Consider the following 25,673-nt stretch of genomic DNA (forward strand, 5'->3'; position numbering starts at 1 on the left):
ACTTATTCACCATCCTTTGACAATTCTTCTTCAATTTCAAGAACATGACTATCAACTTTATCACGAATTTCTTTAATACTACGCATCTTCTCGTCATATAATGCTTGAGATAGATCTACTGGGTATTGTTCAGGATTTAAGATTCGTTTGTATTCGTCCCATAGTGCAGAAACATTTTGCTCAGCATATGCGCGAATATCTTCCACTGCTGGGAAATTATAGACACATTCTCCGTCTTTCCATACTTCTAAAAGTAATGGACGTGCAGTGAAATCCACAACCGTTTTATTAATATATGTATGGACTGGATGGAACATGAAAAGTGATTCTTCTAAGTCAGGTCGCTCATTGATTAAAGCAACGTAATCCCCTTCAGATTTACCATCGCGATTGCGCGTAATGCGCCATACTTGCTTAATGCCTGGTGTAGAAATTTTAGCTGCATTACTTGATATTTTCATTGTAGGAACAAGTTCCCCTTTTGAATTCTCAATACTCACTAATTTGTAAACTGCACCGAGTGCTGGTTGATCATAAGCTGTAATTAACTTAGTCCCCACACCCCAGTCATTAATTTTAGCGCCTTGCATACGTAAGTTTAAAATTGTCTTCTCATCTAAATCATTTGATGCAATAATACGCGTATCTGGAAAACCTGCTTCATCAAGTTGTTCACGAATACGTTTCGATAGATAAGCCATATCACCCGAATCGATTCGAACACCAACAAAGTTAATCTTATCACCTTGTTCTTTTGCTACTTTAATCGCAGTCGGAACTCCAGAACGCAACGTATCATATGTATCAACTAAAAACACTACGTTTTTATGTGTTTGAGCATATGCAGTAAATGCTTGATATTCATCACGATAAGCTTGTACGAGTGAATGAGCATGTGTACCTGAAACTGGAATACCAAATAGTTTCCCCGCTCGAACATTACTTGTCGAGTCAAAACCACCAATAAATGCAGCTCTAGATCCCCAAATCGCTGCTGCTGTCTCTTGCGCACGTCTAGATCCAAATTCGGATAAAGTATCACTCTCATCTACAATTGACTTGATACGCGCTGCCTTAGTCGCAATAAGTGTTTGATAATTCAACATGTTCAATATAGCTGTCTCAACAAGTTGACACTGTCCTAATGGACCTTCAACTTGAATAAGTGGTTCATCAGCAAAGCATAATTCGCCTTCACGCATTGAACGGATTGTTAAATCGAACTCCATGTTTTTTAAATACTCTAAAAACTCTTCTGGATAGGTCTCCAAGCTTCTTAAATAATCCAAATCACTTTCACTGAATTTTAAGTTATTAATATAATTCAGAATACGTTCTAATCCTGCAAATATAGCAAAGCCATTCTCAAAGGGAATAGATCTAAAATATGATTCAAAGACTGCTTTACGTTGGTCCATCCCATTCTGCCAGTATGTTTGTAACATATTAATCTGATACAAATCCGTATGTAACATTAAACTATCATCTTCAAATTTATACATAAGCTTCCTCCATTACACCGTTTACTTCGTCTCTTGTATATTATATCACAATTTTAATAATGTATATTCTACGTCACCATTTAATTAGTCTGCTTTATTTAAATTATTTTCAATATAGCATAAAGAAGCTAAATTTCATATATATTACACTTTAAGCGACTTTAGAGTCATGATTTTAAACGTACAAAAACATAAATAATAAGGCATTTACTCCGACAATTCCATTCATCCTACAACCACCAACAATATGTTGTGCTAATCTATCGATTTGGACCAAGATGTGTACAAGGTCAAACTGATTAACATTGGCACAGGAACTCGTTTTATTATATTTAACGTACTACTTTTCCACTCCTTTTGTAAAAAATAAACCTGACATCATCTAGTTTAAAGTAGTTAATTAGCAATTCTAGAGTGTAAACATATCAATCGTATTTTTTGTAATCAATCATTTTTTGCATTATAGTAATATCTAAAGGAGATGTTATAAATGAAGAAACATATTAGTAAAAGTGCAATGGTGCTCTCAGCAATGTTATTATTTGGAGCATCCTCCGCACCAAGTTTAAATGGCGTATTCGCGCAAGATTCAGATGCAGTGGATGAAATCTCTGAATCGATTGGTGATACGGTTGACGATGCTTCTGAATCAGTTGGTGATACAGTTGATGACGCAGCTAGTGATATTAGCGATGCTGTAACAGGCGAAGAAAGTGAGTCAACAACTGAGGAACCCGGTGAGATGACACATGATGACGAAGGTCGCTTACCTGGTAACATTAAGATTGAACGTGAACCTACATATAAAGTAGGCGACGATGTTCAAATTAATGCGACACATATGCCAGGTATGGAAGGCGCTGAAGGTTCAGTGGTTGCTGCCTTTGATACAACTGCATACGAAATTTCTTATACACCAACAGATGACAGTGAACCGGTAGAAAATCACCGTTGGATTGTTCAAGAAGAAATTGCTGAAGCGGCAAATCAAGAAGACGTAGACGCACCGTTTGAAGTCGGCGATGAAGTGACAGTTGAGGCTTATCACATGCCAGGTATGGAAGGTGCAACAGCTACAATTGATGCCGTGAACGAAACAACTGTTTATTTAGTTGATTACATCGATACTGAAAGTGGCGAAGAAGTTATTAATCACAAATGGGTAACAGAAGATGAGTTAGCTACTTTAGATAGCGCAGAAGAAACTGCCCCAGGTACATCAGAATCAGCTCCAGAATCATCAGAAGATGAAAGTGAAAGCGAAGACTCATCATCAGGTGAAGAATCTGGATCAGAGTCCGAGTCTACTCCTGAAGAAAGTTCAGATGAGGAATCATCATCCGAAGAAGAATCAAGTGAAGAAAGTACACCTGAAGAATCTAGTTCGGAAGAAAGTGAAGATATAGTAGAATAACAATTACTATTGTTTATCCCCTCCAAAATAGGTGGGGATATTTTTTTGATTTTGACCCAATTATTATGTTTTCCAATATACGATGATATTTGTGTGAAAGATTAGGTTGTTTCCTCATAATTCATCAGTTTTCACTTTAATTCGTTGCTTCCTTTATATCAAACTTTGAACAAGAATGATGTGACTTTTACTCTTAAGTGAAAAAAAGACTTCAAAGGCAAACCTTTGAAGTCTTGTATGTTATTAGTTTTATTCTGAAACTTCTGAACTTTCTTCAGCAGATTCTTCTTCAGTTGTTTCTTCAGCTGGAACTGATTCTTCAGAAGTACTTTCTTCTAATGATTCAGAATCTTCTTCAGTTGCAGCATCTTCAGTAGCATCCGCATCATTAAATGTCGGTGCTCCTTCTGGTACTACAATGTTAAATACTTCACCATGATTAGTAAAGTTGAATTCCATAGAGAATGCAACATTAAAATCTTCTGGTAATGATTCAGTAGACTCTCCCATGTCAGCAGCAATTTGCTCCATATCAGCACTATCTAAACTGTAGTCCATTACTAAGTAAGTTAAGTAGTAAGTATCTTTAGAATAACGCATTTCCATATTATCAACTAATTGGAAAGCGATTTTCTTACCAGCTTCAAATGATTGATCCATTTGATCTTGTAACATTTGACGGTCTTCTTCAGTTAATTCCTCGCCAGCAGCTTCTGCTTGGGCAATAGCTTGATCAATACTTTCTTGTTTGATTTGCTCTAAGTCAACTTGGCTTTCAATATCTGCCCAGAATTCTTCTGAATCGATATCTTGTTTTAACGTCACAACATACTCAGTATCAGTTTCGCTTAAGTCAAAGTATTTTTGAGTTAAAGCAGGGTCATTAATTGTTTCTGCTTGCTCTTGTACTTGTGACATAATGCTCTCAAATTCAGCAGCAATTTGCTCTTCTTGAGCTGAGATATCTTCTACTGTCCAGCTTGCTCCATCAAATAAATAAGCAATACCTTCAATGATAGATGCTTCTCCAGAGAAATCTAAAGGCATAGTTGATGGGTTACCTTCAGCGTCAGTTGAAACTAATTCTCCTGTAATGTCTCCAGTTAATTCCATTGCAAAACGGTCTTCAGTATTATAACGGAAGTCAAAGTTTAAAGCAGCGTCAATAAATTGATCTGCAGAAACAGTAATGTTTCCGTCACCTTCCATAGAAACCATTTCTTGGTTTACCTCATTAACTTGAGTCAGGACTTCGTCCCAGTTAGTATCTTGAGCTGAAACAGATGGTGAAACAACACCGAATGCCATTGTTGCAGTTGCCAATAAACTAAATAATAATTTAACAGATTTTTTCATTTTTTCACAATCCTTTCTTTATTCATAATTATAGTATATTTATGGACAATAAGCCAAATTATATACCTTTCCTGATATGGATGCTAAAAAGTTTATCAATTAATTAATCGATATTATACCTTATATTTAAACAATTTATTACTAATTATTTCACTGATTCAACAATCAGAATAGTTTGTAATAAAGCATTTACTTAAAAATTTAAATAAACATGCTACTCAAAAGAGCAACATGTTTGTTCATACCAAATTTATAAAAAAAAAATTACTCAACAATGATAATTGTTTTTGCAAAGTCGGACCATTCATCTTGAGATGATAATTCTTCGTCAGCATCCACACCACGAGAACTCACTTTATCAAATAAAATTTTTGTTGTTTGAAATAGGAGTTTGAAGTCAAATGGAATTGAATAGTTTTTGATATAGAGTAAATCAAAATTAAGCTTGCTATTAAAATCTGTACTATACTTTCCATAAACTTGAGCGTAACCAGTAATTCCAGCTCTGACATGGTGTCTTAGAGTGTAATATGGATTTTGTTCTTTGTACTGCTCAACAAAGAATGGACGCTCTGGCCTTGGCCCAACGAGTGACATATCGCCTTTTAATACGTTTAATAATTGAGGCAGTTCATCAATTCGTGTACTGCGAATAAATTTCCCGACTTTTGTTACTCGTGCATCGTTCTTAGCTGCTAATACTGGTCCAGATTCAGCTTCTGCTGTTACTGACATTGACCGAAATTTTAATATATTAAAATGGCTTTCGCCTTTGGTTATACGCTCTTGCTTGTAGAAAATCGGTCCAGATGAATCTATCTTAATAGCAATCGCTGTTCCTAACATAATAGGTAACGTTAAGATTGTTAAGAATAAAGACACTAGAATATCAATACTACGCTTTAACATGGCATCTTCTGAAGGAATCTCGAAACTTGACACTTCAATAATACTTTCATCTTCGAAGTTCATAATGTTTGGATTCACCATCATTAAGTTTTCAAATTGAGTACTAATAAACAGCTTCTTATTGTTGCGCATTAAATATTCATAAATATCTAATCGCTGTTCCTCGGGAATATAACCTGTTAAGTACACAATATCCACATGATCTGCTAACTCTTCAATATGTCTCAAATAATTAGATAAAACGACGTGAGTGACTTGATGACGTTTATTTTTCATTAATGAAAAATTCCGTACCGCTTCAAGCGCTCGGTCAGACTCGCCAACAACTAGTATCTTCTTTTGCCCTCTAAATTGTTGATATAGTAAGTATACCGACACGTTAAAGATAAATAATATGAATGTTCCAACAAAAAAGTTTACAAGAAGTACAGATCTCGGAAATGTTAACCAACTTCCTGCAAAGGTTAAAGCCATAATGTAAACATTCAAAACAAGCTGGCTTAGCATTGTAAAGTAAAAAATATCTAACACACTCTTGTTATAGTAAACATAAGTACCAAAGAGAAAGTTAATGACAATATAGCCTAAAAATATCCATATATAACTTTCTTCAAAAGCACTGAAGTTTCTAGCAGGTATATCTCCTAAAAATTTAATGTAAAAGGATAAGTAAATACATCCTATCGCCACTATAGAGCCAAGTATGACTGCCCCAAAGCGTAACAAGTTATTCCATTCATAACGGTGATTATTCACGCAATAACTCCCTTTCTTTAATTATTCTATTTTCAAATAGTTCTTATATATATATAATGTTCATTTTTCTACCCTGTTTAATTCTATACAATATATATACGAATATCAAAGAATTATTGCATATCTAACGAAAACAATCAACAAAAATTATTCAGACATATTTTAAACACAAAAACACCAACAAGATTTCTCCTGCTGGCATTATGTATCTTTAAATTATTAGTCAATCATTTTGAATTGTTCTTCAAATAATGGACTAACTGAACGGTTTTCGTGGATACGCTTGATAGCTTCTCCGACTAATTGTGATACCGTTACTGTTTCAAGTTTGTCTAATTGTTTCGTATCTGGTAAAGAAATTGTATCAGTAATAATTACTTTCTTGATTGGTGACTTTTCTAATCGTTCAATCGCTGGTCCTGATAAGACTGGATGAGTACAACAAACATAAATGTCTTTTGCCCCTTTTTCAATCAATGCATCTGCTGCTAAAGTAATGGTTCCTGCTGTATCAATCATATCATCAATAATGACACACGTTTTCCCTTTTACTTCACCAACAATATTCATAATCTCTGCAACGTTTGCTTTTGGACGACGCTTGTCGATAATTGCAATCGGTGACTTTAAGAATTCAGCTAATTTACGTGCACGAGTTACTCCACCATGGTCAGGTGAAACAACAACAACATCGTCTCCTTCAAGTTGATTATCTATGAAGTAGTTTGCTAATAATGGCGCTCCTAATAAGTGGTCCATTGGGATATCGAAGAATCCTTGGATTTGAGCTGCATGCAAATCAAGTGTAACTAGACGGTCTACACCTGCATTTTCTAACATATTCGCTACTAGTTTCGCTGTGATTGGTTCACGTGGTTGTGCTTTACGGTCTTGACGGGCATAACCATAGTAAGGCATGACAACGTTTATTGTTTTTGCACTGGCACGGCGTAATGCATCGATAGTGATTAACAATTCCATTAAGTGATCATTAACCGGGTATGATGTTGATTGAATTAAATAAACATGATCTCCACGGATACTTTCGTCGATATTAACTTTAATCTCTCCATCGGCGAACTGAGATATATTAATATCTCCTAATTCTACTCCTACTTCACTCGCAATTTTTTCTGCTAGCGGTCGGTTAGAGCTTAATGCGAAAACTTTAAGTTTTGAATCAGAATATGGTTTCTCTATCATTATTAATCCTCCAGGTTTTGTTTGTTTTTGAAGTGTTTCCAGTAATTATCTTTGTTTTCTTGACGAGATCTCGCAATCGCAAGGGATTCGTTAGGTACATTTTTTGTTACCGTTGAACCTGCTGCAATCACTGCATTGTCACCAACTGTAATTGGTGCAATAAGGTTAGATCCTGAACCGATGAAAACATCATTCCCAATCGTTGAGCGGAATTTATTCTTTCCATCGTAATTTACAAATACGGTTCCACAACCAACATTCACATCAGATCCGATATCTGCGTCTCCAATGTATGTTAAATGACCTGATTTAGAATTTACTCCTACAACACTATTTTTAACTTCAACAAAGTTTCCAATGTGTGCTCCCTCTTTAAGAACTGACTTCGCTCTTAAATGTGCGAATGGTCCAACAGTGACTTTTTCTTCTACTTCTGAATACTCTAGCACTGATTGACGTATCTCAACGTGATCTGCAATGTTTGAAGAGATAATTTCTGAGTTTGAGCCGATGAAAGCATGAGATCCAATCTTCGTATTACCTTTAAGTGATACGCCTGATTCAATAACTGTATCTTGACCAATTTCAACATCAGCTTCTATATATGTAGATGTTGCGTTCACGAATGTTACCCCATTGCGCATATGGTTTTCATTGATGCGTTTAGTCATTAAGCGTGTTGCTTCTGCTAATGCTACGCGATCATTGACTCCAATTGCGTCATCAAAGTTATCCATCGTAAAGGCTTTAACAATTTCACCAGCTTCTTTCATAATACTGATAACATCTGGTAGATAATATTCGCCTTGAGCATTTTCATTGCCCACTTTATCTAATGCTTCAAATAATGCTTTATTGTTAAATACATAAGTACCTGTATTTATCTCTGTAATTGAGCGTTCTTCTTCACTAGCGTCTTTTTGTTCAACGATTCTAGAGACTTCTTTATCACCATGTCTTACAACACGCCCGTAACCTGTTGGGTCTTCTGCGATAGCTGTTAGAATAGTGCCTTTTGCATCTGATTCTTCATGGAATTCAAACAATTGATTTAATGTTTCTGCTGAAAGCAAAGGTGTGTCTCCACAAATTACAAGTGTGCTTCCTTCTTCATCTTTCAATAAATCTTTAGCTTGTAGCACTGCATGTCCTGTACCTAATTGCTCTGCTTGTAATGCAAATTCAGATTGATCAGCTAAAACTTCTCGCACTGTTTCTGCACCATGTCCAACAATTGTTACTGTACGTTCAACATTACTGTCTTGAACAGCACGTAATACATGTTCTACCATTGAGATGCCGTTTATCGTATGTAGCACTTTATATAAATCTGATTTCATACGTGTCCCTTTACCCGCTGCAAGTACAACGGCTAATCGCTTCTCCATATAAACACTCCTTATTTTAAACATTTTTACTCTTAATAATTATAGCGATTATAGGAGAAGATATCTACCGTTTAATTCCACAAACCTATGCGAATGCACAAAAAAACGTTTTACTCACTCTGTTCTTTAAATAAACTACCCGGTTGAACGTCAAGTTCATAGCGTCTGCCTTCATCGTTATAGACTAATTGAACACTTATCAATGAATCGATAGGTAATTTCAACTGATCCGTCTCGTGTGAACGGTTCTCTGCAAGTACACAAACTCCAACAGCGGTCGAATCGAATTCTTCTAATAAAGAGATCATTCCTTGAACCGTTCCACCGTTACGTAAGAAGTCATCAACAATCAGAACACGTTGATTTTTTTTCATACTATTCTTTTCTAGTTCCATTTTTTTAACTGTTTGATATGATCCGGATACATAATTAACTGATATAGTTGGGCCAATCGCATCGGTAGAGTCTCGTCTTGCGATAACATACGGAACATTTAGGTAACGGGCAACAATTGTCGCTAAACCAATTCCTTTGGACTCAACAGTCATAACGGCATTAATATTATTATGTATATAATGTGATGCAATTAATCTTCCTACTTTACTTAACATGTATGAATCTTGAAGAATATCACTCATATAGATGTAATTACCTTGTAAAATTCGTTTACCGTGAGTGAATTTATCAATTAATGTATTCAGTAATTCCTTTTGTTCGATTAAAGGCACTTTTGGATAGAAGATAATTCCTCCAGCAGCTCCAGGAAAAGTTTTTACCTCACCTAATTCATTAATCTCAAACACTTCCCTAACAAACTCAATATCTTCACTGATTGATGATTTAGCGGCATTCAAAAACTCCACAAAATACGACAAATTAATTAATTGACCTGGTCTATCTACTAAATAATGAGAAATATACAGCATGCGTTGGTTTCGTTTTGGTTTATAATTTTTATCAGTCATTATGAAAGTCACCTCTTAGCTAAATTATAGCAAAACACAAACGTTATATATATATGATTAAGTTTTGTTCGTGTTTTAGTTTTTTATTGTTCGTGTAATTGGTAGGGATGATAATATCGCATCATTAGCATCGGGATAACTCCCGAAAAAAAATCTTGTTTTAAGCATAAGACGAATTGCAATAATTATTGCAATTCGTCAATTAAAATTTTAACTATTAATTTATTGATTGAAATTATAAAAACTGAATACTAGCGTTCGAAAATTAGTATGGCTAAATATAATATTTAATTAAATATAAATGAGTTTTTTACCTAGTTAATTTGATGTCAAAAAAATACTTTATAATCTATTCAGTAGATTCTTATTTAATTTTGCTTAAACATAACTTTTCATTATAAAAAGAGCATGCTGAATGGAATTGTATTTCATTCGGCATGCCCTTTATTGACGGTACTAAATAACTACTTAAAAGTATTAATAGCTTTAAAAACTTCATAGAAATCCCTCTTGTTTTATTGATTATTTTTAATGCTTTAATTAGCCTTACATTGATGATGAAATCAATATCCATTTCTGATAACATTAATATACCCTATACAATATAATGTGCGCGATTATAACACTAAAAGCGGTGCCGTAAACATTAAATCTTCTTTTAGGAATTATGCTTTAGTTATATTTTTATATACTAAACCTTTTATATGTAGACTAACGGGGTGAATTTGGACTAATACAATTGCTTTGATCGAGATAATTATCTGCTTATTGGCCGATTTTTTATCCAAAGTTTTCGTTTACGGTTAGAGAAAGGAGAAATAGATAGTGATGATTAAACTTAAACGACGTACAGGCTGGGTTGGTATGGCAGTATCATTGAAGATAAGAGTGAATGGTGAAGTAGTAGATAAAATTGAACATCAACAAGAGCTTTCCCTTAATTTAGAACAATCGCCTTCTTCACTTCAAGTTACTCAAACAGGTTCAAAAAGTAACACGATTGATGTAACAAATGGTGATACCCTTGTCATCCGCTCTACTTTTATAGATAAATTATTTTTCAGTATCTTATTGATTTCTTTTATTACTAGTACTGTTTTCCATCAATATGACTTATTATGGTTAGTTTTAACACCTTGGTTGATTTACATTATTGTCCTTTTATTTGTCCCAGGGTCTCTTTATCGAATAGAGATAGGAGGTAGCGCTTATGACAATTAAAATTATTCGAGATACTGGCTGGATTGGTATGGGGTCAGGTTTAAGCATCAAAATGAATGGTGCTTCAGTTGGGAAAGTTGCTCATAAAAGTATTTTAAATATTGATGTACCTAGCGGTAACGTTCAATTACAAGCTTCTCAATTTGGAGCTCGGAGCAATAAAATTCATGCTTCAGATGGGGATACTGTGAAGTTAACCGCAACAACTTGGAGTAAGTATAGCTTAGTTGGAATCATACTGTTTATGCTACTCTCAAGTTCCATACCCTCAACTCATTGGCTCCGATTTATAGCTATTTTCGCCATGATTGGCTACGCGATTAGCCATTTGATTATCCCCGGTTTTCATTACCGGTTAAGCAAATAAATATTATAGCCACCAACACTAAAGTTTGGTGGTTTTTGTTTTGTCGTAAACTATACTTACATTAGCAGAAAACGTTCCACCACAATGACCAAACCTTTTCGATGGAATAAGTAATTCATTTCCTCTATGACACATCAAACTTCATTTCTCAACACCACTTCAATAAAAAAAGCACCTAGACTTATTGTCTGGTGCTTTTTTATTGAAATAATATTATTTACTTAAATTTGCTTCCACTGCCACAATACGGTTTAAGATAATCTCATCGTTAATTTCTGTAACAGTACGGGCTACTTGCTCAATCGACTGCTCTTTCAACATCGCTTGTAGATGTTCACTTTCTTTGTCCTCTGGATTATCGTAGTGAAAAATCATGCCGACAACATCAATTAAGTTTTGGTACTCTAAGTCACGTTCTTTTGCTTCGCGAATTGGACGAATGAATCGTTCATTAGGTCCTAATTTGCGGATAGGCGTTCTAGCCACACGTGTTACGTCATCTGAAATATGCGGATTTTCAAAACGTCCAACAATCTTTTGAGCATATTGTTCATGTTCTTTCGCATCGAAGTCCCATTTATTAATTAATAATGCACCTGTTTCTTTAAGTACATTTTGTAATAAGTTTAAAATGCGCTCATCACTAATTGCTTCGTCAATTGTTTTGTAACCATAGAAAGCCCCGGCATATGCAACCGTCGCATGCCCCGTATTAACAGAGAATAACTTACGTTCGATAAAGGGTTCTAAATCTTCAACGTAATGCACGCCTTCTAAACGGATACCTTTAGCTTTAGAAGCTGTCGTATCAATAACCCATTCTCTAAATGGCTCAACTGAAACAAATAATGGATCTTCATGGTGTTGATCAGGTACGATACGGTCAACTGCTGCATTAGGGAAACCAACGTATTTCTCAACATAAGCCGAATTATCTTCAGTTAAAAACGTTTCAACCTTCTCGCGTAAGAAGTCAGAGCCACCAATCATATTCTCGCACGCGATAATATCAATCCCTTCGGTAATATTTGCCGCTTGACGCGCTTGAATCCCTTGAGCGATCAATTCTGCGATATATGGTAAAACATTGGGTCCGATAGCTGTTGTTACTAGATTCGCTGAAGCGATCGCTTCGACGACTGCTTCAGGTTCTGTTCCGTTATTCAACCCATCAACGTTATCAATGTGAATTGTTTCTCCATCTTTGGCTGCGTATGCTATATCATACTCTTTACGCTCTTTTAAGGCATTGATGATTGATTCATTAATATCAACAAAATCAATGTGAAAACCATTTTTTGATAAGATTTCTCCGATAAAACCGCGGCCAATATTTCCTGCTCCAAAATGAACTGCTTTCATTAAACTTCTTCCTCCTCAAACATGGCGATAATTTCTTCAGCTGTATTAGCATTCGCAAGGCGAACAACATTTTCAACATCTGAACAGAATACGGCAATTTTAGATAGTACATCTAAATGTTCATTCCCAACGCCTGCAATACCGAAAATCATCATGGCCATTTTCTCTTCAGATTCACCGGGTGCAAAGTTTACCCCTTGAGGTACTTGTGCAATCGTAATGCTAGTTGCTTTAACAAATTCTTTTCCTTCGTCTGTTCCGTGTGGAATCGCCACAAAGTTCCCCATATGAGTTGTAACAACTTGTTCACGTGCCAACATTGAGTCGATATAACTTTCCTCAACTGAACCATCTTCAACTAATAGTTTTCCAACCGCTTTTATCGCGTCTTCTTTAGTTGAAAACGACTGATTTAATAATATATTTTTCGTTTTTAACTCCATGTTTATCTCTCCTTTAGTGTAAATGTTGCACTTCTCTAACAAAAAGTGAACTGATTAACTGGTATACCTCTTCTTCTGTACCCTGTTCATAAATAACTGTATTGATATCACTTTCAATAATAGATGAACTGATCAGCCCTAATAATTGTTGTTGATAGGCGCTCATCTTCTCCGGTGCAATCATTAATAGCATCCGTTTCAATTGAATTTCTTGACCATCCATCCCTATTAATGCGAAAGGCTGATCTAATTCATAAATACTAAAATAAGGCTGCTTGACCCACTGATTCGAACTATGGAACAACGCAACACTCGACTTGGGAATCCCAATCGGTGCTTTTAAATAGCGCTCATTCACCTCGCGGCATACACGGTTAGCATCTAAAATTATATTTTTATCAAGTGAGTTAATAATAAGTTCTAATGTTAATTCAACCGTTTCTTGTGATTCAATATGTAACACACTGATTTGATCTAATATTAATTTGGCGTCTTGTAAATAATCATACAACTGGTTGAACTCCACGTCTGTTTGGACCGCAACTTGCATATATTTAGACTCACTTTGTCGACTAATTGCTTGAATATCTTTTCGAATGCCTTCAATTTCTTTATCGGTTAAAAGCGGTGATATCACACGATAATCGCGTTCCATCCCAGATAAATAAATTGTTGATAAGATTAATTGATAATTAGAAAATTCAACATGTTGTAACCTAGATAATTGAATCACTGTCACAGAATTAATTTCGGGTAAGTAGCGTTTCAACCGACTTTCTAAAATCTTACCAGTCCCCACACCGCTTGAAGAAACGACAATCGCATTTACTTCACGCTGGATACTCGGATGTCTTTCAAGACTTGTCGCAAAGTGTATCACAATATAAGCTTTTTCATCATTGGTCAGCGTATGTCCATCGAACACTTCATCCCAAGCCATATCTAAAGCGACGGCTAAGTTTGGATATTCTTCATTGATACGTTTTAATACGGGAGTATCTAGTTTGTAATCCAGCAAAACTGGGCGCTTTAAAGTTGCCTGAATATGAGCAACTAAATCATAAAATAAACTATCATCATATCGGAAATCATTCCCAGTGTGCTCTGTAACAACTCTTATGAGCTCTTTGACTTGATAAGTCAACTGCGAGTCAAAGGTTTCAAAAAAGATACTTTGACTTGTCTTATAATTCAACCCCTCAAGTTGCAAAGCAATAAAGTGTCGTTCATCCAAATCAATCGCAAGTGCGATTTTTGATGATATATAACCTAAAATCTCATGCGCTAAATAGATAATCTCTTGGGAGATAGCTTTAGCTGGAATAGGTTCGTTGATTAAATGCCCCGCTTGAATCCGATCAATCGTCATCGCAATCATGATAATCACATGTTGTAATTGATTATCTGTCACCTTACTAAATTGGTGGCTTGAATCATGATTAATTGACTCATTCGCATAATATAATGAGTCTGGTGAGAGTATTGATAGAAAATAATCATTAAATTTACTATCTCGGTCTTCTTTTAAACTGTTTAGATATTTAAAAAAATCATAATCTTCAACACTTCCATAAATAAGTCGACTGGCTATCTCACGACGCTTGCGCTCGGTCGCTAAAACGGTTATACCTTGGAACTTTATTCGGTCAATGTATACATCAAATCGCTCAAGTTCTTCTTCAACATCGGCTAAGTCACTTTGAATCGTGCTTTGACTAACCATTAATTCATCTGCCAAAGCTTCCATTGTCAACTCTTGGCTCAATAAAAGTCTTAATGATACAGCCCGTTGACGTTCTTGAATCGACATCTCGCTTGGATGTTTGTCTTCAACTTGAAGCCTCAGTGAATGAATATTGTCTTGTTCGCCTTCTAATTGATAACCGATTCCCCTCTGATTAATAATAGAAACGTTAGAATGGGCTAAAGTTTCTTCCAGAGTCGATAATTCACGATACACAGTCCGACGGCTTACATCTAGTAAGTCCGTCAATTCCCTTACCTTTACACCGCTTGGTGCATCCAGCAAAATTGACAATATGTGTCTTTCTCGATCTGTTAAGAACATTTCACCCCTCCTAACGTTAGTGTTTTTTAATTAAAATATTCAATTAACTGGTTGTAATGACTCTCATCTAATAGTTTATCATAAGACTCAACCATGACGTTAGCATATTGCTGACGAACTTTCTCTCCAACTTCCGGTGTTGCGATTACAAGTATTGACGCATCATTCGTTAATGCTGTAATATCTTTCGCTTCAACTGGAATTGTGATTCCTTTTTTCGTGAAGTGATTACGTAATTGTGACGCTGCCATTGTACTCGCTCCAACTTTACCGTCGTAAGCGACAACAACTTGTTTCACTGCACTGTAATCAGCTACTACTGGAGCCGGAGCCACTTTTTCAGGCTCATTTGTTGCCACAGACTCGTCTGATTTTTTATACATGTCATTTAAAATCTCATCATAACGGTCTCCATCTAAGAAGTTCTCAACTGATAAATGAGTCGATGATGGTGATTGTTTACGCGCACGATTCGTTAACTCTTCTTGAGTAATGACTAATGTATTGGAATCGTTTGTTAAGTTATTAATCGCTGAATTCGTTACTTTAATATCAATCCCTTGCGATTTCACTTTCTTACGAAGTAATGATGCTCCCATTGCACTCGATCCCATTCCGGCATCACATGCAAAGATAATTTGATCAATATCTTCAAAAGATGGTGCCGAATCTGATAATTCCTCAGCGTCTGTTGTTAGGCCTTTTGAAGAAGCTTTTGCTGCTTGAGTTGCTGCAACTTGCTCATCAAATGTATCATCTACACCGGCTTTGCGGTCGGATTTAATAATAATCCCTGCAATTAAGAATGACACAATGGTCGATGCTAACACACCAGCATATACACCTAAGTGACTACCTTGAGCTGTCATTGCTGTAATAGCAACAATCGAACCTGGTGACGCTGCACCTGTAAGTCCTACATCAAATAAAGAGAATACGAATGTACCTGTCATCCCACCAGCAATCGCTGCTAAGAATAATAGAGGTTTCATCATAACGTATGGGAAGTAAATCTCATGTATACCACCTAAGAAGTGAATGATTGCTGCACCAGGTGCAGATCCTTTTGCTGACCCTTTACCAAAGAACATGAAGGCTAGTAATACACCAAGTCCTGGCCCAGGGTTTGTTTCTAATAAGTATAGAATTGACTTACCAGCTTCAGCTACTTGCTCAGAACCTAGTGGTGTAAAGATACCGTGGTTAAGCGCGTTGTTTAAGAATAATACTTTCGCTGGTTCAATTAGTATATTTGCTAATGGTAATAAGCCTGCTTCAACTAAGGTTTCAACCCCAACCCCAATAATTGACGTTAAGCTTGCGACAACTGGCCCTACAATAACGAATGCCAATAGTGCTAAGGCAAATCCGATTAACCCAGATGAGAAGTTGTTAACTAACATCTCGAATCCTGATGGAATCTTATCTTGGAATTTCTCATCGAATTTCTTGATTAGCCAACCACCAAGTGGCCCCATCATCATTGCACCAATAAACATTGTGACATCTGATCCGACAATTGCACCAATCGTTGCAATCGCACCTACAACCGCTCCACGTTCACCATGCACCATCTTACCACCTGTATAACCAATTAAGATTGGTAGTAAGTAAGTTAACATCGGCCCTACAATGCCTGCAAAATCTTCATTTGGAAAATACCCATCTGGAATGAATAGGGCAGTAAGAACCCCCCACGCAATAAATGCCCCAATATTAGGCATAACCATACTACTTAAGTAACTACCTAGTTTCTGGACTTTTGCTTTCAGTCCTACATTATTTTTTGTATTATCCACAACGACGCCTCCTCTTTTTTATTTATATTCTATTATCATCATATAGTGTTTTTGGTAACGCTTCAATAGTTGGCAATCAGTAAGTTTGGCACACTTCTTTGTGACAGTGCCACCGCAATAACACTGAAAGTATTATAGGGTGCATGTAAATAGTTTGTGAATGTTTAATTCAGTAATGGTAGGTTGATCGAATTACTTTATGCAGATGGGGTGATAATCTTTGGAAGATGATTTATTGATAGATTACAGGTCGTCATAATTCCCACAATAACCCGTAGAGGAACCTAGTCACCATACCATTTTCCATATGACTGGTACCCTTCATACATGCTTTTCGCAGTCAGATTCACAACAATCCAATGAGTCATTTATTCGCACGATACAATCATCCATAAAAAAACCAAACTCCAAAGAGTTTGGTTTAATCGTGTTAATCTTGATTATATTGTTTTCGTTTGCGTAATGTCATAAAGTAAGTTGCTAATGATACGATAGTAAATATGAAGATAAAAGCTAATGTAATCGACGCACCAGGAGGTGTGTCGTACTCGTAGCTAGCAAAGATTCCGGCAAAGATTCCGATTAGATTGATAATAATTCCAATAACAATTGTTTTTCCAAAGCTATTGGATATTTTAATTGCTGTAGCAGATGGGATAACAACTAGAGCAGATACGAGTAACGCTCCGACGATTGGCATCATGATGCTAATTGCAACCCCAGTGAATACTGAAAAGACAATTGAAATAAATCGCACTGGTAAACCACTCGTATAAGCAGTCGCCTCATCATAACTCATGACATACAATGTCCGTCTGAATATTAAATAAAGTAAGACAATTACGATGGATAATATAACTAAAATAGTCACTTCGCGAGGTGATATTAATAGAATTGAACCAAATAAATATTGATCTATTTGAAAATTACCCGAGTTCGAATTTAAACTTACCAAGACTAAGGCGATGGCCATCCCCGCTGACATCATGATTGCGACAGATATTTCCGAGAATGTACTATAGATTGTTCGTAAATATTCTATAATAATAGACGCACCTATAACAAATAATAAAGTCGAAAGTGTTGGATCTGTTTGAAGGAACATTCCTAGAGCCACACCGGCTAAAGAAATATGAGATAAAGTATCAGCCAATAAAGACTGTCTGCGTAAAATTAATAATAAGCCAATAATGGGTGTTATAAATGAAATCGCAACGCCGGCAATTAATGCACGTTGGATGAAGTCATACTGAAGCAACTCCATGGTGTTCCCTCCTCTCTGACAAGGCGAATCTCACGGTCAAATAAGCCTTCTAACTCATTATCTGCGTGAGTTACCATCAGAATTGCTTTTCCGTGAGCTTTAGATGTATGGTGAAGTAATTCATAGAATGATTTTCTCGACGCCACATCCATACCCGTCGTTGGTTCATCAAAGACAAAAAAGTCTGGGTCCATAGCAAACGTACGTGCTAAGTTAATCCGTTGCTTTTGACCCCCTGATAATTCTCCGACCTTGCGGTCTCTCAAGTGATCCATCCCTACTGACTTCAAAGCTCTGTCCACATGTTCATAATCCGTTGTATCTAATTTCTTGAACCAACGACCTTTAGGATAGCGTCCTGATTCAACAAGTTTTTGAACAGTACTCGGAAAACCTGCATTAAATGACGTCACATTTTGCGGAACATACCCAACAGAGAGTTTCTCACCATGTTGGTTTAATTTCGCATAAATAACTCTTCCTGTTGCTGGTTTTAAAAGCCCTAGCACATTTTTTATTAAAGTTGATTTTGCTGCACCATTTTCTCCAGTTAAGATAACAAACTCACCGGGTTCAATGGCAAAGCTAATATTATTTAGCACTTTCTCATCATCATAGTAAAATGATAAGTCATGCACTTCTAATAAAGACATAATTGTTACACCTTTCTTCCAATTCACATTATTTCGTTAATTGAGCTAAATTCTCTCTCATTATACTAAAATAATCTTCGCCTTGCTCAAGTTCTTCGTTTGAGATGAATTCTAATGTTCGCAGTGGTCGCATTTGCACACCGGTAGCATGGCTAACGGTTTCTGAGATATTCGTTGACGTCGTTGGATCTACGTAGATGACTTGGACATTATTTTCTTTTACAAAATCCGTCATTTCAGCAAGTACTTTAGCACTTGGCTCTGCGTTATTCGCTAATCCTGTGATAGCCAATTGTTCCAAATCATAGGCATGGGCTAAGTATCCAAACGCTTCATGTTGGACAACAATCGTTCGATCCTCTAACTCAGATAATCCAACATTAAATTCTTCATCTAAGGTAATTAACTCTTCAATTAATTGTTGTGCGTTTTCTTGATAGATTGACTCATTGCTTGGGTCTAATTCAATCAATGCATCCCTAACATTCTCTGCTTGTAGCGAGTAAAACTTTGGATCCAACCAAGTATGCGGATCATAATCGTGTGAATGACCTTCTTCATGATCGTGGTCATGATCGTGGTCTTCTTCATGATTAGGCTCTTCCTCTTCGTGATCATGATTGTGATCACCAGATAATAACTCTATACCTTCTGTTGATTGAATTACTTGAGTTCCTTCTTGGTCTACAATACTTAACAAATCACTTACAAAAAATTCCATCTCATCATCTTGATAGATAAACAAGTCGGCTTCTTGCACGGCAACAGCATCTTTAGCTGTGGATTCATAAGAATGTGCATCTTGGCCACCTTCTAAAAGCATCTCAACATTAACTACGTCCTCACCAATTCTTTGGGCTAAGTAATAGACAGGGTAAAATGTTGTCATGACTGTTTTTTTGTCTTGTGCATGTATGCCTGCTCCAGGAATAACCATCGCTACTGTAATCAAAGTTAATACTAATGTCTTAAAATATTTCATAAATCCATACCTCTCTTAAACGTAATTATTACAATTTAGACTTTTACTATGTTACTCCCGAATTTTATGAAAGTCAAGATGATTAAACATGACAATTTAATCATATGAAGAAACATAAAATTTTATGACCTAATCTTCGTATTTAATATCTGACGGTGTTATTATATATAGAAGATTCAAGTGAGCGCATGTTGAAAATAACGTTTTATTCTATATTTTTACAATATACACCTAGAGTCCCATGGAAATTCCATTCGACTCTAGTATATTTAAAGTGAGAAAAGCGTATCTTAGTAATATAAATGAGAGGATTATTTATGAAAGATTCAATAGTATTAGAAGTCAACAAAGTATCTAAACAATACGGTAAGCAAAAGGCTTTAGACCGCTTTAGCTTGCAAGTAAAAAAAGGTGAAATTGTCGGCGTAGCTGGGCCTAACGGTGCAGGGAAAACGACCTTATTTCGAATTATAACAGGAATGACACCCAACTATCATGGTGAACTTCAATTATTTGGTTCATTAGATGTCACAGCCTTAAAAGAAAATCGGAAGTATTTAGGTACGATTATTGAAGACCCGGCTTTCTTCCCTGAGATGTCAGCCAAACAAAACTTAGAATTCTACCGTATACAACGTGGAGTTAAGAACAAAAGCCGTATCGATGAATTATTAAAACTTGTTGGTTTGGCGGATGTCGGGAATAAGAAGTTTAAAAGTTTCTCTCTAGGGATGAAGCAGCGTCTAGCGATTGCCTTAGCTTTAATCCATGAACCAGAACTTCTTATCTTTGATGAGCCTACGAATGGCTTAGATCCAAGTGGTATCATCCAAGTCAGAAAATTACTTCAAAAACTGGCGGAGGAAACAAATTTAACGATTCTTGTATCGTCTCATATTCTTTCTGAATTAGAGAACTTAGCAACCCGCTTTGTGATTGTCAATCATGGCCAAAAAATCGATGAATTTACTAAAGATGAGTTGCAAGAACGTCTTCAGAGCTACTATGAATTGCGCGTAGACGACAACCAATTTGCAAGTCAGCTTATTGAAAAAAACTTGAATACATCTAATTATGAAATAACTTCTGACGGGATGATTAAATTATTTGATGCTGATATTGTAGCGAGTGACATCGCAGATATGTTAGTGAAAAATAACATCAAACTATCACACTTAGCACGTAAATCACACAATTTAGAAGAGATGTTTATTAACTTAACCGAGGAGAGTGATTCTAATGATGAGACTATTTAAAGCTGAATTGTATCAACTCTCAACGCGTCTAGCACCTAAAATTTGGTTGTTGGTTGGTTTATTACTCGGTACAGCAATTCCTTTACTTTATTATTTAGGGACATGGTTAGATGAAGGTACTCGACCAGTACTTCAGACTCTTCCAGCTGAGCCGTTGATTTATTTTGCATTTATACCGTTAATGACTAGCACGGCGATTTTCTTATTAATCGGCTTGGGTAATACCGCTTACCACGATGAAACTCGAAACCGGACATTAATTAATACGGTTAGTACAGGACATTCACGTTATAAAATTTACATCATTAAATATTTAAGTAGTTTGGTTCTAGCAACTTGTTTCTTGTTTGTTGCAATTCTGGGCTTTGCTGTGGCTGGTGCGATTATTTTTAATGGCGATATTTCTATTTATTTTGAGATCATTGTCAAAGAAAGCATACTCAGCTATATTCCAATTTGGTTGATGTATTTGGCACTCTTCCAAATCATTTATTTCTTTTCTACAAGTAACGCGTTAATGAACATAACAATTTTAGGTATCATTGCAATTCCTTTAATATTACAACTCTTAGCGTTTCGCTTTGATTTTGTTGCAAAAATTGAGCCTTATGTCTTTACACAATTGAATCCAGACAATCCATTAATGATTAATAATATCAATTTGACCCCTTGGTTAGCTCTTTTATATTTTGCTATTTTTATTGGAATTGGGATATTCTTCTTCAACCGTCGAGAGATAAAATAAAAATACGAATCACGCCAAATTAACTTTGGCAGTGATTCGTATTTTTTTCGGAATTTCCGCATTTTTCTGGACGGTCGGGCACAACTAAGAATAGTACATAGGTAATTCCAAACATAAGTAAAGTTAATAACACTTTCACAAACATAATGGGTGCGAAATAAATAGATGCTCCCATTAAAATATATATATTTACAATCATTTTGCGTTTCTTTTTACGTGGAATTGACTTGGTTTCGACATAGTCTGATACATAAAATTGATACATCTTAGTTTGTTGTAGCCAGTTATTGAAGCGTTCAGAGCTTCTTGTAAAGAAGAAACCAGCTAAAAGCAAGAAAGGTGTTGTAGGTAGAATTGGTAAGATGGTTCCAATAAAACCAATAGTAAAAGTAACAAATCCTAATACGATGTAAGTATATTTTTTAATCAATTTATATCTCCTCTATTCCAATCGCCTATAAGTAATATTTATTGTAACGCTACTTGAATAATAATTCAAAGCTTTATTTTATTTTAAGCAAAAAAAATCAACAATTAAACCAATACGCATTGGATTTAATTGTTGATTTTTCACTAAGATTGCTGTTTAAGGAATGAACCAAGCCATTCCGGTAAATAGTTTTCTTTAATTTTGTCTGGAATATTATCAAAAACAGTATCTAATTGTTCTGATAAATTTTTATTCATTATTTGTTGGATCTCGTTAATCTTCATATCTCGTCCTTCAACTTCAGCGATTGAAATCTGACGAAGTACTTCAATATAACTGTAGGCCAAAGCAATCGTTAACATCCCAGCCGTTGTCCCAGATATTACACCACCTGTGACCGTTCCTATTCCTGGTATCATTTTAAAGGCTGAGGACACAATTATCTTACCAAAATACGTTGCACCACCCGTACCACCAATACCAGCAATAATAGATACAATTTGAGCTTTATCAAGTGATAGGCCAAATATCGACGTAATGTGGGCTAGCATCGTTACTTGCATTGGAACAAGCAAGGTTGCATCTGCAATTGGAATAGGCGAGAAACCAACTCCAAAGGCTGAGGCAATATATTTATTCGCCCAACGTCTAGCATGCTCCACTTTAATGTTTAAATCTATTTGTTGGGCGTTGATAAAAGCTTTATGTACCTCTGATGGTACAACTTCTAAGGTTGTATCAATCAGTTGTTGTAAACCAAATGCTGGAATTCGTTGCTCTCCACGAATGATATACGTTTTAGCTAATACTGGAATAATAGAAACAACGGGCATATTCTGTTCTTTTAAGTAAGATTCAAACTCGCTATTTCTCTCACCGATTGCTTGCGTTAAGATTAACAACACTGGCACATGTTCAGCCATCGCTTCGATTAATTCAATCTCAAAAGGTTCAATTCGCGCCATCGTACTATTAATACAGTAATAGACGACATCAATCGCTTCATCCGTTCCTTTTGACTTTTGTGATTTGATTAAATTAGATAGTGAAGTTAATACTTCATGTTGAGAATTAGGGTTCAATTCTAGGCCTTTAGTATCAAATAAAGTTAAAGGTACACCCTCTTTAGTAATTCGCTCAACATGTTGAGTTATTGGCTTTCCAACGCCTGTTTCAGCTAATTTTTCCCGAAACACAGCATTGATTAAAGTACTTTTTCCACTACCTGTTTTACCTGCGACTAAAATATTAATCGGTTGAATCCGGTCCATTTCTTGTTGAGTTTTCTCAATTAAATTATTCGCTACGTCGCGATTTGCTTTACGTTGCAATACTTTATTCCATAAGCTCACTGTCTATCATCCCTTTCAAGTCATTCTTTATCTTCTACGGTTTGAGATTAGAATGAGTCGTACTAATTGAAGTGCCGTACTTAGTGTTGCTGCGATATATGTAAACGCGGCTGCATCTAATACTTTCTTAGCTGCTGGTACTTCTTCAGTTACGAAGACACCTGTATCACCTAAGATTGCAAGTGCACGTTTACTTGCATCAAACTCTACCGGTAATGTCACAAGTTGGAAAACTAATACTAAACCAAATGCGATAATTCCGATATTAACTAATCCCGTAAATTGTAGTAACAACCCAATAAAGATCAAAGGCATTGCAATTGTAGACCCGATTTGAACAACCGGCGCAATAGCACTCCTTACTTTTAGATAAGCATAGTCTTTTTGATCCTGAATCGCATGCCCAACCTCATGCGCTGCAACAGCTACTGCTGACACAGAAGTCTGATTGTACGTTGCTTCTGATAAACGTAACACTTTATTCCTTGGATCATAGTGGTCTGTTAATCGACCTTTAACCTGCTCAACTTTCACATTTGTGATACCCGCTGATTGTAGGATATGTTCAGCTGCCTGTTTACCTGTAATTCTCTTTTCTGTTTCTAATTGATCATATTTATTAAATGTCGATTGTACACGATTCTGTGCAAACATTACAATTCCCATTCCGATAAGGACTAATATATAAGTCCAATCCATATAAAACATGTGTATTCCTCCTTAGTTGAAATCACCATAATTATACCATATTTACCTTTAAATCCCGCATCTGACAGCTTGTATTGACTATATCGCAACAAGATTAATCAAATATGAATAAAATAACCGGAACGCATAATACGTTCCGGCTTGTAGATTAGCGTAAGATTATTATCTCATAATATGTTTGATAAACATCCACCTTAAGACGGAGATTATTTATCTTCAGCTGGTAAAACTAAGTTTAAGATAATCCCAACAATTGCACTTAAAGCTGTTCCTGAAATAACTAAAGTTGAACCCACTTCTAGAACTGCCCCACCTAAACCAATAACAAGCATTGCACTCGCGATTATTAAGTTACGTGATTGGTTGAAGTCTGCTTTATTACTAATTAATACTTTCAATCCGTTACTTGCAATCACTCCGTAAAGTAAGATTGACATTCCTCCTAAAACTGATTGAGGAATTGTTGAAATTAAGGCAGTAAATTTACCTAAGAAGCTAATGATAATTGCGATAATTGCTGCATTACGAATGACTGATATACTCGCAACTTTTGTCATACCAATTACTCCTGTATTTTCCCCGTAAGTTGTATTGGCTGGTCCACCAATCAAAGCTGAGAATAGAGAGGCAATTCCATCACCTGCTAAAGTTCTATCTAATCCAGGCTTTTTAATATAGTCATGACCTGTAATTTCTCCAAGAACCATCACATCTCCCATATGCTCCGCAATCGTTACAAACGCAATTGGTATAATCGCTAACGCTTCAGCACCAAAGTAGAAGTTATATCGATCAGGACTGTTCCCAAATGGTAAACGAATATCAGGTAGTGAGAACCAACTTGCTTCTTGAACCGGTGTTAAATCAACAATCCCTAGTAAAATAGCCACAATATAACCAACAATAATTGCAATAAGGAATGGAATCACTTTCGCAAAACCTTTTCCTTTAAATGTGACAAATACAGCTACGGCAAAAGTTAGAACTGCCGTTAGAATTTGGCGCCAGTCCCCACCTTCAACAAAACCAGCATTTTGAACCGCTGTCGCTGATAATCCCAATCCGATAACAATAATCATTGGCCCAATAACAATTGGTGGGAATAATTTATTTATCCAGTTGCTTCCCACTTTATGTATGATTAATGCAACAACAACGTAAACAAGTCCAACTAACATAATTCCTGTTTGAGCAGCATCGATACTTCCACCCATTTGATCAATTGCAAATGACATCGCTGTAATATAAGCAAATGATGAACCCAAATATACTGGTACTTTAAACTGAGTCACAACCATATAGATCAGTGTTCCAACCCCACTGGCTAATAGCGCTGTTGACACTGGCAAACCTAATACTAAAGGCACCAAAATTGTCGCACCAAACATTGCAAACACATGTTGGAAACTTAATAATAAACCAGGTATTAAAAATGGCTTCTCATGTACATCCAACAACATTCTTTTTTCTTTTCCTGAATTTTCCATATAAACAGCTCCTTTTTGTTTAGGTTCACTTTGGACAAAATAA

At 35.9% G+C, this 25,673-nt stretch carries 22 protein-coding genes; 5 read left to right on the forward strand and 17 right to left on the reverse strand.

Annotated features, from left to right (window positions below):
- Positions 1-2 precede the first annotated feature (2 nt).
- A complete protein-coding gene (locus HYQ40_04965; protein ID MBZ6527120.1) occupies positions 3-1,502 on the reverse strand; it encodes a nicotinate phosphoribosyltransferase in 1,500 nt (499 codons plus the stop codon).
- A 742-nt stretch (positions 1,503-2,244) separates the two neighbouring features.
- Between HYQ40_04965 and HYQ40_04970 the strand changes: the two genes are divergently transcribed.
- Complete coding sequence (locus HYQ40_04970) at positions 2,245-2,916, forward strand: YdhK family protein (GenBank protein MBZ6527121.1); 672 nt, start codon at positions 2,245-2,247, stop codon at positions 2,914-2,916.
- 249 nt (positions 2,917-3,165) lie between these two features.
- Here the strand turns inward: HYQ40_04970 and HYQ40_04975 are convergent, their stop codons facing one another.
- From HYQ40_04975 to purR, 5 genes are all read right to left on the reverse strand, one after another.
- Entirely contained in the window at positions 3,166-4,272 is a 1,107-nt protein-coding gene (locus HYQ40_04975) for a hypothetical protein (GenBank protein MBZ6527122.1), read from the reverse strand.
- A 264-nt stretch (positions 4,273-4,536) separates the two neighbouring features.
- A complete protein-coding gene (locus tag HYQ40_04980; protein MBZ6527123.1) occupies positions 4,537-5,937 on the reverse strand; it encodes a sugar transferase in 1,401 nt (466 codons plus the stop codon).
- Between the two features lie 219 nt (positions 5,938-6,156).
- On the reverse strand, positions 6,157-7,140 hold the full coding sequence (locus tag HYQ40_04985; GenBank protein ID MBZ6527124.1) for a ribose-phosphate diphosphokinase: 984 nt from the start codon (positions 7,138-7,140) through the stop codon (positions 6,157-6,159).
- A gap of 2 nt (positions 7,141-7,142) precedes the next feature.
- Positions 7,143-8,528 (reverse strand): bifunctional UDP-N-acetylglucosamine diphosphorylase/glucosamine-1-phosphate N-acetyltransferase GlmU, encoded by a 1,386-nt coding sequence (glmU, locus tag HYQ40_04990; GenBank protein ID MBZ6527125.1) that lies wholly within the window; start codon positions 8,526-8,528, stop codon positions 7,143-7,145.
- Between the two features lie 110 nt (positions 8,529-8,638).
- Complete coding sequence (purR, locus tag HYQ40_04995) at positions 8,639-9,493, reverse strand: pur operon repressor (GenBank protein MBZ6527126.1); 855 nt, start codon at positions 9,491-9,493, stop codon at positions 8,639-8,641.
- A gap of 825 nt (positions 9,494-10,318) precedes the next feature.
- Between purR and HYQ40_05000 the strand changes: the two genes are divergently transcribed.
- Positions 10,319-10,714: a hypothetical protein gene (locus tag HYQ40_05000; protein MBZ6527127.1), complete on the forward strand. Its 396-nt coding sequence runs from the start codon at positions 10,319-10,321 to the stop codon at positions 10,712-10,714.
- Positions 10,704-11,081: a hypothetical protein gene (locus HYQ40_05005; GenBank protein MBZ6527128.1), complete on the forward strand. Its 378-nt coding sequence runs from the start codon at positions 10,704-10,706 to the stop codon at positions 11,079-11,081. The genes HYQ40_05000 and HYQ40_05005 overlap by 11 nt, the downstream gene beginning before the upstream one ends.
- A 213-nt stretch (positions 11,082-11,294) precedes the next feature.
- Here HYQ40_05005 and HYQ40_05010 read toward each other — a convergent pair whose 3' ends face one another.
- From HYQ40_05010 to HYQ40_05040, 7 genes are all read right to left on the reverse strand, one after another.
- Complete coding sequence (locus HYQ40_05010; protein ID MBZ6527129.1) at positions 11,295-12,443, reverse strand: mannitol-1-phosphate 5-dehydrogenase; 1,149 nt, start codon at positions 12,441-12,443, stop codon at positions 11,295-11,297.
- On the reverse strand, positions 12,443-12,886 hold the full coding sequence (locus HYQ40_05015) for a PTS sugar transporter subunit IIA (protein MBZ6527130.1): 444 nt from the start codon (positions 12,884-12,886) through the stop codon (positions 12,443-12,445). The genes HYQ40_05010 and HYQ40_05015 overlap by 1 nt, the downstream gene beginning before the upstream one ends.
- Before the next feature lie 13 nt (positions 12,887-12,899).
- Positions 12,900-14,954 (reverse strand): BglG family transcription antiterminator, encoded by a 2,055-nt coding sequence (locus HYQ40_05020; GenBank protein ID MBZ6527131.1) that lies wholly within the window; start codon positions 14,952-14,954, stop codon positions 12,900-12,902.
- Between the two features lie 26 nt (positions 14,955-14,980).
- Positions 14,981-16,684 carry a PTS mannitol transporter subunit IICBA gene (locus HYQ40_05025; GenBank protein ID MBZ6527132.1) on the reverse strand — a complete coding sequence of 568 codons (1,704 nt, stop codon included), beginning with the start codon at positions 16,682-16,684 and terminating at the stop codon, positions 14,981-14,983.
- 499 nt (positions 16,685-17,183) lie between these two features.
- Positions 17,184-18,017: a metal ABC transporter permease gene (locus tag HYQ40_05030; protein MBZ6527133.1), complete on the reverse strand. Its 834-nt coding sequence runs from the start codon at positions 18,015-18,017 to the stop codon at positions 17,184-17,186.
- Positions 17,978-18,670, reverse strand: coding sequence for a metal ABC transporter ATP-binding protein (locus tag HYQ40_05035; protein MBZ6527134.1), 693 nt, complete (start codon positions 18,668-18,670; stop codon positions 17,978-17,980). Before HYQ40_05035 ends, HYQ40_05030 begins: the two co-directional genes overlap by 40 nt.
- A 28-nt stretch (positions 18,671-18,698) precedes the next feature.
- Complete coding sequence (locus HYQ40_05040) at positions 18,699-19,652, reverse strand: zinc ABC transporter substrate-binding protein (protein MBZ6527135.1); 954 nt, start codon at positions 19,650-19,652, stop codon at positions 18,699-18,701.
- 317 nt (positions 19,653-19,969) lie between these two features.
- On the opposite strand from HYQ40_05040, the gene HYQ40_05045 reads away from it, so the two are divergent.
- Both HYQ40_05045 and HYQ40_05050 read left to right on the forward strand, forming a co-directional pair.
- Entirely contained in the window at positions 19,970-20,908 is a 939-nt protein-coding gene (locus tag HYQ40_05045; protein MBZ6527136.1) for an ABC transporter ATP-binding protein, read from the forward strand.
- Positions 20,892-21,653, forward strand: a complete 762-nt coding sequence (locus HYQ40_05050) for a hypothetical protein (protein MBZ6527137.1) — start codon at positions 20,892-20,894, stop codon at positions 21,651-21,653. The genes HYQ40_05045 and HYQ40_05050 overlap by 17 nt, the downstream gene beginning before the upstream one ends.
- A 19-nt stretch (positions 21,654-21,672) precedes the next feature.
- Here the strand turns inward: HYQ40_05050 and HYQ40_05055 are convergent, their stop codons facing one another.
- The 4 genes from HYQ40_05055 to HYQ40_05070 form a co-directional block, all read right to left on the reverse strand.
- Positions 21,673-22,080 (reverse strand): YbaN family protein, encoded by a 408-nt coding sequence (locus HYQ40_05055; protein MBZ6527138.1) that lies wholly within the window; start codon positions 22,078-22,080, stop codon positions 21,673-21,675.
- A gap of 146 nt (positions 22,081-22,226) precedes the next feature.
- The gene (locus HYQ40_05060; GenBank protein MBZ6527139.1) at positions 22,227-23,435 is read right to left on the reverse strand and encodes a 50S ribosome-binding GTPase; all 1,209 of its coding nucleotides are present in this window, start codon (positions 23,433-23,435) and stop codon (positions 22,227-22,229) included.
- 27 nt (positions 23,436-23,462) lie between these two features.
- The gene (locus HYQ40_05065) at positions 23,463-24,143 is read right to left on the reverse strand and encodes a zinc metallopeptidase (protein ID MBZ6527140.1); all 681 of its coding nucleotides are present in this window, start codon (positions 24,141-24,143) and stop codon (positions 23,463-23,465) included.
- Between the two features lie 206 nt (positions 24,144-24,349).
- Positions 24,350-25,630: a uracil permease gene (locus HYQ40_05070; GenBank protein MBZ6527141.1), complete on the reverse strand. Its 1,281-nt coding sequence runs from the start codon at positions 25,628-25,630 to the stop codon at positions 24,350-24,352.
- Positions 25,631-25,673 lie beyond the last annotated feature (43 nt).

This window comes from Aerococcaceae bacterium DSM 111021 (assembly GCA_020112395.1).
GTDB lineage: Bacteria > Bacillota > Bacilli > Lactobacillales > Aerococcaceae > Ruoffia.